Source organism: Halomonas sp. 18071143, from assembly GCF_019211725.1.
GTDB lineage: Bacteria > Pseudomonadota > Gammaproteobacteria > Pseudomonadales > Halomonadaceae > Vreelandella > Vreelandella stevensii.
Window position 1 is genome coordinate 3,043,799 of record NZ_CP078120.1, and the last position, 15,076, is coordinate 3,058,874.

Sequence of the window (15,076 nt, forward strand, 5' to 3'; positions counted from 1 at the left end):
TAACCATTCGCGATTAAACACGACCGGAGCACGCTCCGGTCCCGCAAGAGGGATAGTGAGATGACGTTTGTCGTTACCGAGAACTGCATCCAATGCAAGTACACCGACTGCGTGGAAGTTTGCCCGGTCGACTGTTTCTATGAAGGCCCCAACTTCCTGGTCATCCACCCGGATGAGTGCATCGATTGCGCCCTCTGCGAGCCGGAATGCCCCGCCGAGGCCATTTTCTCGGAAGACGAGCTACCGGATGGGCAAGAGCAGTTCATCGAGATCAACGCCGAGCTGGCCGATGTGTGGCCCAACATTGCCGAGAAGAAAGACCCGCTGCCCGATGCAGAAGAGTGGGACGGCAAGCCTGGCAAGCTCGAAAAGCTGGAGCGCTGATCGCAGCGACACGGTATTGTCTGAGAACCAGCGTTCGCGCTGGTTTTTTTGGACCTGACTGATGCGCAGGCAAAAAAAAGGCGGCCCGTAGGCCGCCCGCTCCAAGCACTTCCTCTGACCACTCCCTGGGTCAACCTCCTCAGGTGACTTCCTTGCCAAGGCTCACATCACTGTGTCACCCGGCGCACCTGCATACATCCCGTTGCATCCTGCCTGAAGCATCCTTGCCTCCCCTTGTCCTGAATACATTGTGGCAGAACGTCGAAACTTCTCAAGCGGACCCAATACGCAAAAGGCGAGCCCACCGGGCTCGCCTTACTTTCACAAAATCCAATTAATACAATCACTTAAAGTTGGATTAGTGAAAAATTTCGCTTTTTCTTACAAGGTTTCGAGCGAATGTCGTCGGCATTTGTAAGAGATCTCTTACAAATTTTTGAGAGATCTCTTACACGCCATCGCTGGTTTTTCGCTTATTGGCCCTTGATGGCCTTCAAACCGGGGTAGGTCACTTCCCCCAGCTCTGCTTCGATGACCAGCAGACGGTTGTATTTGGCCACACGGTCAGAACGACACAGCGAGCCGGTCTTGATCTGTCCTGCACAAGTGCCCACGGCCAGGTCGGCAATGGTGGTGTCTTCGGTCTCACCACTGCGGTGAGAGATGACCGCCGTGAAGCCAGCGTCCTGGGCCATCTTGATCGCATCGAGGGTTTCGGAGAGCGAGCCAATCTGGTTGAACTTGATCAGGATCGAGTTACCGATCTGCTCGTCGATGCCACGCTTGAGGATCCTGGTGTTGGTCACGAACAGGTCATCGCCCACCAGCTGCACCTTGTCGCCCAGCTTGTCGGTCAAGGCTTTCCAGCCCGCCCAATCGGATTCGTCCATGCCGTCTTCGATAGAGACGATGGGGTAGTCCGCACACAGGCCCGCCAGGTAGTCGGCAAACCCTGCGGAGTCGTAACGCTTGCCTTCTCCGGCCAGGTCGTACTGACCTTCCTTGTAGAATTCGGAGGCAGCACAGTCCAGCGCCAGGGTGACATCGCTGCCCAGGGTATAACCGGCATCGGCCACCGCCTGCTTGATGACGGCCAGTGCCTCGGCGTTGGATGTCAGGTTGGGCGCGAAGCCACCCTCATCCCCTACCGAGGTAGACAGCCCCTTGGCAGACAACACTTTCTTCAGCGCGTGGAAAATTTCCGCGCCCATGCGCAGGCCTTCACGGAAGTTGGCAGCACCGACCGGCTGCACCATGAACTCCTGAATATCCACGTTATTGTCGGCGTGCTCACCGCCGTTGAGGATGTTCATCATCGGTACCGGCATGCTGTACTGGCCAGGCTGACCGTAAAGCTCGGCAATGTGCGCATAAAGCGGTACGCCCTTGGCGTTGGCAGCGGCTTTGGCAGCGGCCAGCGACACGGCCAGAATGGCGTTGGCGCCCAGAGTGGCCTTGTTGTCGGTGCCGTCCAGCGCCAGCATGGCGTCATCCAGACCGCGCTGGTCCCGTGCATCCATCCCCAACAACGCATCACGGATCTTGCCATTCACGGCGTCCACGGCTTTCAACACGCCTTTGCCGAGGTAACGCGCCTTGTCGCCATCACGCAGCTCGAGTGCTTCGCGGGAGCCGGTAGAGGCACCGCTGGGCGCGCAGGCGCTGCCTACGGCGCCGCTTTCCAGACGCACGGTGGCCTGAACGGTCGGGTTGCCGCGCGAATCGAGCACTTCCAGCGCACTGATTTCAACAATTTTGGTCATGACAGTGTCCTTTGGTTGTCGGTCTGATGGAGGTTAGGTCCAATGTATACCACGAATTTCCGCAGCGATTAACGGATGGTCAAAGGGTCAAACCCCTTCACCAGGCCATCCAACTGCGCCAGCTGAGTCAGAAACGGTTCCAACTGGTCCAGCGGCAGCGCACACGGGCCGTCGCATTTGGCGTTGTCCGGGTCCGGGTGGGCTTCCAGGAACAGCCCCGCCAGGCCTACCGCCACGCCTGCACGGGCCAGCTCGGCCACCTGGGCACGGCGGCCGTCGGCGCTGTCGGCGCGGCCACCGGGGCGCTGCAGGGCGTGGGTGACGTCGAAAAACACCGGATAGCCGGTGTGCTTCATATCGCCAAAGCCCAGCATGTCCACCACCAGGTTGTTGTAGCCAAAGCTGGTGCCGCGCTCGCAGAGCATCAGGCGGTCATTGCCCGCTTCCTGAAACTTGCTGAGGATATGGCGCATTTCATGGGGTGCCAGAAACTGCGGCTTCTTGATGTTGATGGCAGCGCCCGTTTTGGCCATGGCCACTACCAGATCGGTCTGGCGTGCCAAAAACGCCGGTAGCTGGATGATATCGGCCACCTCGGCCGCAGGCGCTGCCTGCCAGGGCTCGTGCACATCGGTGATGATGGGCACGTTGTAGCGCGCCTTGATATCGGCCAGGATCTGCAGCCCTTTTTCCAGCCCAGGGCCACGATATGAGTGAATCGAGCTGCGGTTGGCCTTGTCGAAACTGGCCTTGAAAACATACGGCATGCCCAGCTTTTGCGTCACGGCCACGTAAGCCTGCGCGACTTCATCGGCCAGTTCCGCCGACTCCAGCACGTTCATGCCACCCAGCAGCATGAGAGGCAAAGAATTGCCGGCGGTTAAGCCGGCAACGTGGATGTGATGCTCTGGGAACGGGGATTGAGAAGACATGCTTCCCCCTTTATTCCTGAGGTGTGGCGTGGGCACGGGTACGTGCCGTCTTGTACTCGAGCGCGGCGTTGACGAACCCGGAGAACAGTGGGTGGCCATCGCGCGGCGTGGAGGTGAATTCCGGATGGAACTGACACGCCACGTACCAGGGGTGGTCGGCAAGCTCGACCATCTCCACCAGCGACTGGTCCACGCTCTTGCCTGAAATCACCAGACCTGCGCGCTCCAGCTCGTCGATGAACTGATTGTTGACTTCGAAGCGATGGCGATGACGCTCGACGATCTCATCAGAGCCGTACGCCTCGCGCGCCTTGCTGCCTGACGCCAGGTGGCATACCTGGCCACCCAGACGCATGGTACCGCCCAGATCCGAGGCCGCATCGCGCAGCTCGATCTTGCCTTCGGCGTTGATCCACTCGGTAATCAGACCCACCACCGGGTGCTTGGTGTCGTGGGTGAACTCGGTGGAGTTGGCGTCTTTCCAGCCTGCCACGTTACGCGCGAACTCGATCACCGCCACCTGCATGCCCAGGCAGATCCCCAGGTAAGGGATGTTGTTTTCACGGGCGAACTGAGCGGTCAGAATCTTGCCTTCGACGCCACGCTCACCAAAGCCACCCGGTACCAGAATAGCGTCCTTGCCAGCCAGACGCTCGGTACCGTGACGCTCGATATCTTCGGAGTCGATGTAGTCCACGTTGACCTTGATACGCCCCTGGATACCGGCGTGGATCAGCGCTTCGTTCAGTGACTTGTAAGCATCCAGCAGCTCCATGTACTTACCGACCATGGCGATGCTGATGGATTTCAGCGGGTTGAGCTTGGCATCGAGTACCTTGACCCACTCGGACAGATCGGCCGGCGCCGCTTCCAGGCGCAGCTTGTCGCAGACGATATCGTCCAGACCGTGCTCGTGGAGCATCAGCGGAATGCGGTAGATGGTGTCGGCGTCTTGCAGCGGCACCACCGCACGCTCTTCCACGTTGGTGAACAGCGCGATCTTGCGACGCTCGCTCTCTTCCAGCTCGACTTCGCTGCGGCAAATCAGAATGTCCGGCTGGATACCGATGGAGCGCAGCTCCTTGACGCTGTGCTGGGTCGGCTTGGTCTTGGTCTCGCCAGCGGTCTTGATATAGGGCACCAGGGTCAGGTGCATGTAGATGGCGCGGCTGGCGCCCAACTCGCTGCGAATCTGACGAATGGATTCCAGGAAGGGCAGCGACTCGATATCGCCGACCGTGCCACCAATCTCCACCAGCGCCACGTCGAAACCTTCGCCACCAGCGTAGACACGCTGCTTGATCTCATCGGTGATATGGGGAATGACCTGTACCGTGCCGCCCAGGTAGTCACCACGGCGCTCCTTGCGCAGCACGTGCTCGTACACTCGGCCGGTGGTGAAGTTGTTGCGCTGGGTCATCTTGGTACGGATGAAGCGCTCGTAGTGCCCCAGGTCCAGATCCGTCTCGGCGCCATCCTCGGTGACGAACACCTCGCCGTGCTGGAAAGGACTCATGGTGCCCGGGTCCACGTTGATGTACGGGTCGAGCTTGAGCATGGTGACCTTAAGGCCGCGAGCCTCGAGAATCGCCGCCAGCGAGGCCGACGCGATGCCCTTGCCAAGAGAGGACACAACGCCGCCGGTCACGAAGATATATCGTGTCATGGAAAACCTGTCGAAACGTGATCAAAAGGCGTAACAGAAAGCCACACCAGGATGGGACGACAGAATAGCAGATTACACCCTTCGGCTCAATTTGAACTGACATGGCCGCCGTGCCGGGTCGCGAGCTAAAGCTGCCTCCCACACTAACCACTGGCTACCCATAAGCAGTGGGAGGCCGATTTATCGGGCAAAGGGGTGCCTCAGGCACCCCTTATCAGCCACCTCGTTACACGCTTAAACGTTCAGGTAGTCCAGAATGCCTTCGGCGGCCTGGCGGCCTTCATAAATGGCCGTCACCACGAGGTCCGAACCGCGCACCATATCGCCACCGGCAAAGATTTTCTCGTTGCTGGTCTGGAACGCATACTGGCCATGCTCGGGTGCCTTGACCAGATCCCAGTCGTTGACCTCGATATTGGCGCTTTTGAACCATGGGGCCGGGCTTGCCTGGAAGCCAAAGGCCACCACCACCGCATCGGCGGCAATGATCTCTTCGGAGCCGGGCACCACTTCCGGGCGACGGCGACCGTTTTCATCCGGCTCGCCCAGGCGCGTCCGCACGACCTTCACGCCCTCGACCTTGTCGTCCCCCACCACCGCCACCGGCTGGCGGTTGAACAGGAACTCGACGCCCTCTTCCCGGGCGTTGGCCACTTCACGGCGCGAACCCGGCATGTTCTCTTCGTCGCGGCGATAGGCACAGGTCACGCTGGCAGCACGCTGACGAATCGAGGTGCGGTTACAGTCCATGGCGGTATCGCCGCCACCCAGCACCACGACCCGCTTGCCTTCCATGGAGATGAAGTCGCTGGGGTCTTTTTCGAAGCCCAGGCGGCGGTTGACGTTGGCAATCAGAAAATCCAGCGCCTTGTAGACACCGGGCAGGTCTTCGCCGGGGAAGCCACCCTGCATGTACTTGTAGGTGCCCATGCCCAGGAACACGGCATCGTACTCCTGCAGCAGCGTCTCGAACTCGATGTCGGTGCCGATTTCGGTATTCAGGCGGAACTCGACGCCCATCTCCTCGAAGACCGCGCGGCGGCGCTCCATGACATTCTTTTCCAGCTTGAACTCCGGGATACCGAAGGTCAGCAGGCCACCAATTTCCGGGTACTTGTCGAACACCACGGGTTTGACGCCGTTACGCGCCAGAATGTCGGCACAGCCAAGGCCCGCAGGCCCCGCCCCTACAATGGCGACCTTCTTGTCGGTCCAGACCACCTTGGACATGTCCGGGCGCCAGCCCATGGCAAAGGCGGTATCGGTAATGTACTTCTCTACGGAGCCGATGGTGACGGCACCAAAGCCATCGTTCAGGGTGCAGTCGCCCTCGCACAGGCGATCCTGCGGGCACACGCGGCCACACACTTCCGGCAGCGAGTTGGTCTTGTGGGACAGCTCGGCGGCTTCGATGATGTTGCCTTCCACCACCAGCTGCAGCCAGTTGGGAATATAGTTATGTACCGGGCATTTCCATTCGCAGTACGGGTTGCCACAGTGCAAGCAGCGATGCGCCTGACTGGCCGCATCGGTGGGCTTGAAGGGCTCGTAGATTTCCGCGAACTCTTTGGCACGGGTATGTGCCGGTTTTTTCTCGGGGTCTTTACGACCCACGTCGACGAACTGAAAATCGTTATTCAAACGGTTGGCCATGATCTCTCTCCTCGAAGCGTAGGCGCGGACGGTTATTGCGGCTGACGCCGGGATTGATCCAGCAGACTGCCCAGGCTAGCGGCCTTGGGCTTCACCAGCCAGAAGTGGCGTGCGTAGTCGCTGAAGTCTTCCAGAATCGCCGCACCACGCGCAGAGCCGGTCGCCGCCACGTAGGCTTCGATCATTTCGCGCAGGTGACGACGATAGGCTTCCATCGCTTCGGTATTCACCCGGTGGATTTCGACCAGCTCGTGGTTGTACTTGTCCACGAAGGTACGATCTTCATCCAGTACGTAGGCAAAACCACCGGTCATGCCTGCCCCAAAGTTGACGCCCGTCTCACCCAGCACACAGACCAGACCGCCGGTCATGTATTCGCAGCAGTGGTCACCGGCACCTTCGATCACCGCCGTGGCGCCAGAGTTACGCACGCCAAAGCGCTCGCCTGCCGTGCCCGCCGCAAACAGCGTGCCGCCGGTGGCGCCATACAGGCAGGTGTTGCCGATGATGGCGGTCTTGTGGCTTTCGAACTGGCTGACCCTGGGCGGCACGATCACGATGCTGCCACCGTTCATCCCCTTGCCCACGTAGTCGTTGGCGTCGCCTTCCAGGTAGAGATTCAAACCTCGCGCGTTCCAGACACCAAAGCTCTGGCCCGCCACCCCTTTGAAGCGCGCGGTGACCGGCGCCGCTTCCAGGCCATCCTCACCGTAGCGCTTGGCAATCGCCCCCGAAGTGAGCGCGCCCACGCTGCGGTCGCAGTTGGTGATGATGAAGTCGAAGGTGCCGCCGGACTGGGTGTCGATGGCCTCTTTCAGCGCCGCCAGCACTTCCTGGTTCTTGGCACCGGGGTCGTGGGGCACGTTGCGGCTGACCACGCAGAACTGCGGCGCGTCGGCGGGCACGAAATCGTTGGACAGCAGCGGCGTCAGGTCCAGCTTGCGCTGTGACGCGGTGTTGCCTTCCAGCACTTCCAGCAGGTCGGTACGGCCAATCAGGTCGGTGAGCTTGCTCACGCCCAGCATGGCCATCAGCTCGCGCACTTCCTCGGCAATGAAGCGGAAGTAGTTCTTCACCATGTCCACGGTGCCGCGGAAATGTTCACCGCGCAGGAAGTCGTCCTGAGTAGCGACACCGGTGGCACAGTTGTTGAGATGGCAAATGCGCAGGAACTTGCAGCCCAGCGCCACCATGGGCGCCGTGCCAAAGCCGAAGCTTTCGGCCCCTAGAATGGCCGCCTTGACCACGTCCAGCCCGGTTTTCAGGCCGCCGTCGGTCTGGAGACGAATCTTGTCGCGCAGGCCGTTGATCCGCAGCGCCTGATGCACTTCCGGCAGGCCCAGCTCCCAGGGGGAACCGGCGTGCTTGATGGAGGTGAGCGGGCTCGCCGCCGTGCCGCCATCGTAGCCCGAGACGGTGATCAGGTCCGCGTAGGCCTTGGCAACGCCGGTGGCAATGGTACCGATGCCGGGCTCGGAGACCAGCTTCACCGACACCTGGGCATCAGGGTTGACCTGCTTCAGGTCGAAGATCAGCTGCGCCAGGTCTTCGATGGAGTAGATGTCGTGGTGCGGCGGCGGCGAAATGAGCGTCACGCCGGGCACCGAGTAACGCAGGCGGGCAATCAGTTGATTGACCTTGCCGCCCGGTAGCTGGCCGCCTTCGCCAGGCTTGGCCCCTTGGGCAACCTTGATCTGCAGTACGTCTGCATTGACCAGATAGGCCGGCGTCACGCCGAAACGGCCAGAGGCGATCTGCTTGATCTTCGAGCTGCGGATGGTGCCGTAACGGGCAGGATCTTCACCGCCTTCCCCGGAGTTGGAGCGACCTCCGGCCTCGTTCATGGCCTGGGCCAGCGCTTCATGGGCCTCAGGGGAGAGTGCGCCCAGCGACATGCCTGCGCTGTCGAAGCGTGGAATCAGCGCTTCGATGGGCTCGACCTCTTCCAGCGGAATCGGCGTAGCCGCAGGCTTGAGCGTCAGCAGGTCACGAATGGTGGCCACGGGGCGCTCGTTCACCAACTGCGCGAACTTCTTCCACTTGGCGTAGCTGCCCTCTTGTACCGCCGCCTGCAGTGCCTTGACCACATCCGGGTTATAGGCGTGATACTCGTGGCCGTGCACGTACTTGAGCATACCGCCCTGGGAAATGCCCTTGCGCGGAATCCAGGCGTCCTTGGCCAGCAGCTCCTGTTGCAGCTGCAGCTCGGCAAAGCCGGTGCCCTGAATGCGCGACGCCATGCCGACGAAACAGGTATCCATCACTTCATCGGCCAAGCCCACAGCTTCGAACAGCATGGAGCCACGGTAGGACGCCAGCGTCGAGATGCCCATCTTCGAAAGAATCTTGAACAGCCCCTTCTGCAGGCCCTTGCGGTAGTTCTCGCGGGCATCTGCCGGGTTACCGGTGAGTTCGCCAGTGCGGTGCATGTCGGCCATCACCTGATAGGCCAGCCACGGGTAGACCGCCGTGGCGCCCACGCCGAACAGTACGGCCATCTGGTGGGCGTCGCGGGCATAGCCGGTCTCGACCACGATGTTGGCATTCGGGCGCAGCGCCAGACGCCCCAGGTGCGAGTGCACGGCACCCACGGCCAGGGCTGCCTGGATGGGCAGTTGGCCCTTGGGCAGTTCGGCATCGCTCAGTACCAGAATTACCTTGCCCGCCTTGACCTGCGCTTCGGCTTCCTGGCACAGCGCCACAATGGCTTGCTGGAGGCTGGTGCTTTCCGGGTCGTAACCCAGCGGCAGCAGATGGCTGGCAAATGCCGGGTCGTCCTGACTCACCAGCGCAGTGAACTTGCGTGGCGACAGCACCGGCGTGGTCAGGATCAAGCGGTGCGCGTGCTCCGGCGTGGCCTTGAAGACGTTCAGCTCGGCACCGCAGCAGGTTTCCAGCGACATGACGATCGCTTCGCGCAGCGGGTCGATGGGCGGGTTGGTGACCTGAGCAAACTTCTGACGGAAGAAGTCGGTCAGCAGGCGCGGACGGCTCGACAGGACCGCCATGGGCGTATCGTCGCCCATGGACCCGACGGCTTCCTGGCCGCTTTCTGCCAGCGGACGCAGCACCTGGTCGCGCTCTTCGAAGGTCACCTGGAACATCTTCTGCTGCACGTTCAAGGCATCGGTATCCATGGTCTGGAATCGCGCCAGCTCGGTCAGCGCCGACTCCAGGTAGCTGGCTTCCTGCTTCAGCCAACGCTTGTAGGGGTAGGCAGATTTCAGGCGGTCATCGATGTCCTGGGTGTGCAGCACTTCGCCGGTGTGGGTATCCACGGCCAGCATCTGACCAGGGCCGACTCGACCTTTGGCCACCACGTCTTCCGGCTGATAGCCGTAGGTGCCGATTTCCGACGCCAGCGTGATGTAGCCATTCCTGGTGATCACCCAGCGCGCCGGGCGCAGCCCGTTACGGTCGAGCATACACACGGCCTGACGGCCGTCGGTCATGACCACGCCAGCGGGGCCATCCCAAGGCTCCATGTGCATGGAGTTGTACTCGTAGAACGCCCGCAGCTCGGCATCCATGGTTTCCACGTTCTGCCAGGCAGGTGGCACCATCATGCGCACGGCGCGGTGCAGCTCCATCCCCCCGGTCAGCAGTACTTCCAGCATGTTGTCCATGCTGGAGGAGTCGGAGCCGGTGGTGTTGACGATTTCATCCAGCTTGGCAATATCGGGCAGACGCTCGTTGACGAAGTTCGCCTTGCGCGAGTTCGCCCAGCCGCGGTTGGCTTCGATGGTGTTGATTTCACCGTTATGTGCCAGCAGGCGGAACGGCTGCGCCAGCGGCCAGCGCGGCGCCGTGTTGGTCGAGAAGCGCTGGTGGAAAACACAAATGGCGGTTTCCAGGCGCGGGTCGTTCAGGTCCTTGTAGAAGGCTGGCAGGTCTTCCGGCATCACCAGGCCTTTATAGGAGACCACTTCGCTGGAAAGCGACGCCACGTAGAAGTCTTCATCGCCACGCAGGGCCTGCTCGGCATAGCGGCGCGCCATGAACAGGTCGACATCGAAGTTGTCGCTGCTGCCGGGCGCCACGAACAGCTGCTCGATACGCGGCAGGCAGTCCAGTGCCATGGGGCCACAGACGCTTGAGTCGATGGGCACCACTCGCCAGCCCAGCACGTCCAGGCCGCGGGCGCTCAGCTCGCCGACCAGGGTTTCCCTGGCCTTGCTGGCACGCGCATCGTCGTCAGGCAGGAATACCACGCCCACGGCAAAGCGCTCGCCCAGCGCCACACCGAGCGCCTCTTGAGCTGCCGCACGCATGAACTGCGCTGGCATCTTGAGCAGCAGACCACAGCCGTCGCCGGTTTTGCCGTCTGCCGCGATACCACCACGATGCGTCATGCAGGTAAGTGATTCAATGGCCGTTTTCAGCAAGTCGTGACTGGCCTGCCCTTCCATATGGGCAATCAGGCCAAAACCACAGTTATCGCGAAACTCGCCAGGCTGGTGAAGACCTCTATTCATTGGGCGTGCCTCTAGTCAGCGTATTTTACCAGCAGCGTTTTTATGGTATTATTTTGGGTTTTTCTTTTTTTATAGCTCTTATTACCCGCCTACAATAAGGGCTTTCCCGCATCCGCTGCTGCAAGAAAATGGTTGCTCAGCATAGCGATTTGCAGTCGCGTAGCGCAATCACCCAGAACTCGCCAACCGCAAAAAAACCTTGTCAAATCCTGTAGTTGCATGCTCAAACTACAAAAAAATACATACACTTCAAGCACTTGCACAGTCATTGCACGATTTTTAAACGCTGCCTACAAAGCATTAGACTTTGGTCTAAAATAAAGCAAAAAACCCATGCCGATAGCGCATAAGCCATGCTGATTGGATACTGGGAGCCAATAAAAAGCCCGCCGTGGCGTGGGCGGGCTTTGCCAATATCATGACTGACGCATGATCAGCATCCGACGCTACCTCGTTAGGCGCGAGGGTAGCCGGTCAGCAGCTCGGTCAGCAGTTCCGGGGGCGTGGCATCGCTGACGCAGGCATCCCCCAGCGCCTTGAGCAGCACCAAGCGCAGGCGCGCATCGACGTTTTTCTTGTCCAGGCGCATGCGCACCAGAAAATCATCGGCGCTCATATCGCGCGGCGCGGCCAGCGGCAGTCCGGCACTTTCGATCACCGAGCGAGTGCGCGCCAGCGCATCCTCCGTGATCCAGCCTAGCTGGCATGACAGCGTGGCCGCCATGGCCATGCCCGCCCCCACCGCCTCACCGTGCAGCCAGTTGCCATACCCTTGATGTGCTTCGATGGCATGGCCAAAGGTGTGCCCCAGGTTCAATAGCGCGCGAACCCCCTGCTCGGTTTCGTCTTCGGCCACGATGTCGGCCTTGATCTGGCAGCTTTTGGCAATCGCCTCGGCCACGATGCCTGGCTCCACCTGACGCAGGGCATCCATGTGCGCTTCCAGCCAGCCCAAAAAATCTTCGTCACGAATGAAGCCATACTTCACCACTTCGGCCAGGCCCGCCGACAGTTCCCGGGGCGGCAGCGTGGCCAGGGTATCGATATCGACGATGACGGCTTTGGGCTGCCAGAAGGCGCCTATCATGTTCTTGCCCAGCGGATGGTTCACCCCGGTCTTCCCGCCCACCGAGGAGTCCACCTGCGAGAGCAGGGTGGTGGGCACTTGAATGAACGCGACGCCACGCTGATAGGAGGCCGCCGCATAGCCCACCATGTCGCCAATCACGCCACCACCCAACGCAATGAGCGTACAGCGGCGATTGAACCCAGCTTCCAGCAAGGCATCCCAGATGCGGCTGACCTGTTCGATACTCTTGTATTGCTCGCCGTCGGGCAGCACCAGCGTGCGTACGTCAAGGTGGTCAGGCAAGCTTTGGCACAGCGCGTCGAGATAGTGCGGCGCAACGGTCTCGTTGGTGACCACCATGACTTGCTCACCCGCCAGGTAAGGCACGAACCGCTCAGGGCGATTCAACAGCCCCACGCCGATATGAATGGGGTAGCTTCGCTCACCCAGATCCACGTTCAGAGTGCGTTCTATGCCTGAGGGCTGTGTCATGACGATACCTTTGTTTGCGTTGTGCCGGTTGCTTCCAGCGGGTCGACCAGCCGGTGGACTCGGCGCAGAATTTCATTGACCACGGCGCGCGGGCTGCGACGATCCGTGCGCACGGTAATATCGGACGTAGCACGATAGAGCGGGTCACGGGTGGCGAACATGTCGTTGAGCACCTGCTCCCGGTCGGCGCACTGGAGTAGCGGACGATTACGGTCCTTGGCCGTGCGCTTGAGCTGTTGCTCCACGGTGGTCATCAGGTATACCACGGTGCCGCGCTCACGCAACGCACGGCGATTCTCTTCGCGCAGTACCGCCCCCCCCCCGGTAGCCACCACGACGCCGGAAAGCCGCGTCAGCTCGTCGATCATCTGGGTTTCGCGCTGACGAAAGCCGGGCTCGCCTTCGACATCGAAGATCCACGGAATATCAGCACCGCAACGATTCTGGATGGCATGGTCGCTATCATGGAAGGTGCGCGACAGCTCCGCCGCCAGCAGGCGGCCTATCGTGCTCTTGCCAGCCCCCATGGGGCCGATCAAAAAAATATTGGGTAAATCCTGCATCAGCGAACCGCCAAACCATCATCAAGTAAACGAGGAGTAATAAAGACCAGTAACTCTACCTTTTCATTGCTCTCTTCGGTATAGCGAAACAGCCGACCGATAAAGGGCAAATCACCCAGCAGCGGGGTCTTGGCCATCTGGCTCAGCTGCTCGGTGGTCAGAATCCCACCCAGCACTACCGTCTGACCGTTGTCTACCAACACCTGAGTTTCGATCTGATTGGTGTCGATGGGCGGCTCGCCGCCAAACTCGCTTTCCCGGAAACTATCGTTCTTGATCACCAGATCCATGATGATGCGGTTGTCCGGGGTAATTTGCGGCGTGACTTCCAGCGACAGCTCCGCCTCCTTGAACTCGGTATCCGGGTTACCCTGTGCATCGACGCTCTGGAAAGCACGCTCTTCACCTTGGCGAATGGTGGCCGTGCGCTGGTTGGCGGTAATCACCCGTGGCTGCGAGATGGTCTGACTCTTGCCTTCGCTTTCCAGGGCACGCAGCTCCAGGTCGAGCAGAATATCCCCGGAGAGATAACCAAAGCTGAAACCGGTACTGGCCGCGGAGGCAGAGCCCAGGTCCACCGCCAGCCCGCCCTGGGCACGGTTGAGCCCTCCTGGGTTGATGTTACGCGGCACGAACTGCCCAGCCTCGTTTTCCATGAAGCCTCGCGTGCTGGAGACGCCCCAGTTCACGCCCAACTCCCGGGAAGCGGTGTCTCGGGCTATCACGATACGCGCCTCGATCTGCACCTGGCGCACGGCCACATCTAGCCTGTCCAGAGTACGCATGATGTCGCGTACCTGTTCCGCGGTATCCTGAATGAGCAGCGTATTGGTGCGCTGGTCTACGCTGACGCGGCCGCGGTCGGTCAGCAAGCCAAACCCGTCACCGCCACGCAACAGCTGCGCCAGGTTCTCTGCCCGCGCATACTTGACTTCGACGAATTCGGTAATCAACGGGGCCAGGGTCTGCTGCTGGTTGCGCGCCTCAATCTCCTGCCGCTCCAGATCGGCCAGCTCGCTGGCAGGGGCTACCACGATGACATTGCCCTGCTCACGGCTGGAGAGCCCCTGGCTTTGCAGAATCAGCGCCAACGCTTGATCCCAGGGCACGTCATTCAGGTTCAAGGTGACGCGCCCCGTCACGCTGTCGCTGGCCACCAGGTTCAGGCCGGTAAACTCGGCCAGCGTCGCCAGCACGGCACGCACTTCGATATCCTGGAAGTTGAGACTCAAGCGCTCGCCAGTGAACGCTTGCCCTTCGCGCTCGCGCTGCTGCTGGGGCGCCTGACTGACCGGCTGGACCTCGATGGTCAACGTGCGGCCACTCTGCGAGGACAGCATGGCGTATGGGCCATCCATGCTTAGCTCCAGCTGCGTATCGCGCTGGCCAGCGCGGGGCGTGATGCGGCTAACCGGGGTGGCAAAATCGGTGACATCGTAAATCTGGTTCAAGGCATCGGGGATATCCACGTCTCGCAATTCGGCAATCACGCGCCCCCCGCTGCCTTCACGCACCTGCGTGACGACACCGTCACGGTCGAAGGTCACCAGCAAGCGCCCCGAGCCATCCGCCCCCCGGCGGAAGTCGATGTTACTGACCTGAGGGCCTTGAGCGGTTGCCAGGCCTCCTTGGGGCGCGGTATCAGGCGAGAGCGTAATCCTCAACCGATCACCGTCGACCCGCGAGGTGTACTCCAACGGCTGACTCAGGTCGATCACCAGCCGCGTGCGGCCATTGCCCTCTAACGCGGTGATTTGCTCGACGCCCGCATTGCCGACATTGATGCGGCGCTGCGCCAGCCCACTTTGCGTATCGGCAAGATCCAGCGCCAGACGCGGCGGCGCATCCAGGCGATAACCGCTCAGCTCCGCCACCCCGCCGCTGAACTGCAGCAACAGCTCCACATCACCCCGTGAGGTCTCGCGAACATCCAGCGCCGTGAGCACGGAGCCCCAGGCCAGCGCAGGCATCATGGCAAACAGGGAAAGCGTTATTTGGCGGAGCGTGATGGCCATAAAAGTCATCCAGTAACTGAAAAAGGTCGACACTATTGCAAGGGCGAAACTATTGGGCAGCAGA

The 15,076-nt window shown here is 60.9% G+C and carries 9 protein-coding genes; 1 reads left to right on the top strand and 8 read right to left on the bottom strand.

The window, feature by feature from the left end; translation table 11 throughout:
• The first annotated feature begins 60 nt into the window (after positions 1–60).
• The gene (gene fdxA, locus KVY02_RS14310; protein WP_016914844.1) at positions 61–384 is read left to right on the top strand and encodes a ferredoxin FdxA; all 324 of its coding nucleotides are present in this window, start codon (positions 61–63) and stop codon (positions 382–384) included.
• Between the two features lie 473 nt (positions 385–857).
• Here the strand turns inward: fdxA and eno are convergent, their stop codons facing one another.
• The 8 genes from eno to pilQ form a co-directional block, all read right to left on the bottom strand.
• Positions 858–2,147 carry a phosphopyruvate hydratase gene (eno, locus tag KVY02_RS14315; protein WP_081136470.1) on the bottom strand — a complete coding sequence of 430 codons (1,290 nt, stop codon included), beginning with the start codon at positions 2,145–2,147 and terminating at the stop codon, positions 858–860.
• A 68-nt stretch (positions 2,148–2,215) separates the two neighbouring features.
• Positions 2,216–3,079: a 3-deoxy-8-phosphooctulonate synthase gene (gene kdsA, locus KVY02_RS14320; protein WP_193460900.1), complete on the bottom strand. Its 864-nt coding sequence runs from the start codon at positions 3,077–3,079 to the stop codon at positions 2,216–2,218.
• A gap of 10 nt (positions 3,080–3,089) precedes the next feature.
• Complete coding sequence (locus KVY02_RS14325) at positions 3,090–4,745, bottom strand: CTP synthase (protein WP_016914847.1); 1,656 nt, start codon at positions 4,743–4,745, stop codon at positions 3,090–3,092.
• Between the two features lie 234 nt (positions 4,746–4,979).
• Positions 4,980–6,398, bottom strand: coding sequence for an FAD-dependent oxidoreductase (locus KVY02_RS14330; RefSeq protein ID WP_016914848.1), 1,419 nt, complete (start codon positions 6,396–6,398; stop codon positions 4,980–4,982).
• A gap of 32 nt (positions 6,399–6,430) precedes the next feature.
• On the bottom strand, positions 6,431–10,873 hold the full coding sequence (gene gltB, locus KVY02_RS14335) for a glutamate synthase large subunit (protein WP_218313765.1): 4,443 nt from the start codon (positions 10,871–10,873) through the stop codon (positions 6,431–6,433).
• A 454-nt stretch (positions 10,874–11,327) separates the two neighbouring features.
• The gene (gene aroB, locus KVY02_RS14340) at positions 11,328–12,434 is read right to left on the bottom strand and encodes a 3-dehydroquinate synthase (RefSeq protein ID WP_081195345.1); all 1,107 of its coding nucleotides are present in this window, start codon (positions 12,432–12,434) and stop codon (positions 11,328–11,330) included.
• Complete coding sequence (gene aroK, locus KVY02_RS14345; protein WP_218313766.1) at positions 12,431–12,997, bottom strand: shikimate kinase AroK; 567 nt, start codon at positions 12,995–12,997, stop codon at positions 12,431–12,433. The genes aroB and aroK overlap by 4 nt, the downstream gene beginning before the upstream one ends.
• Positions 12,997–15,012: a type IV pilus secretin family protein gene (gene pilQ, locus KVY02_RS14350; RefSeq protein ID WP_218313767.1), complete on the bottom strand. Its 2,016-nt coding sequence runs from the start codon at positions 15,010–15,012 to the stop codon at positions 12,997–12,999. The genes aroK and pilQ overlap by 1 nt, the downstream gene beginning before the upstream one ends.
• Positions 15,013–15,076: the final 64 nt, after the last annotated feature.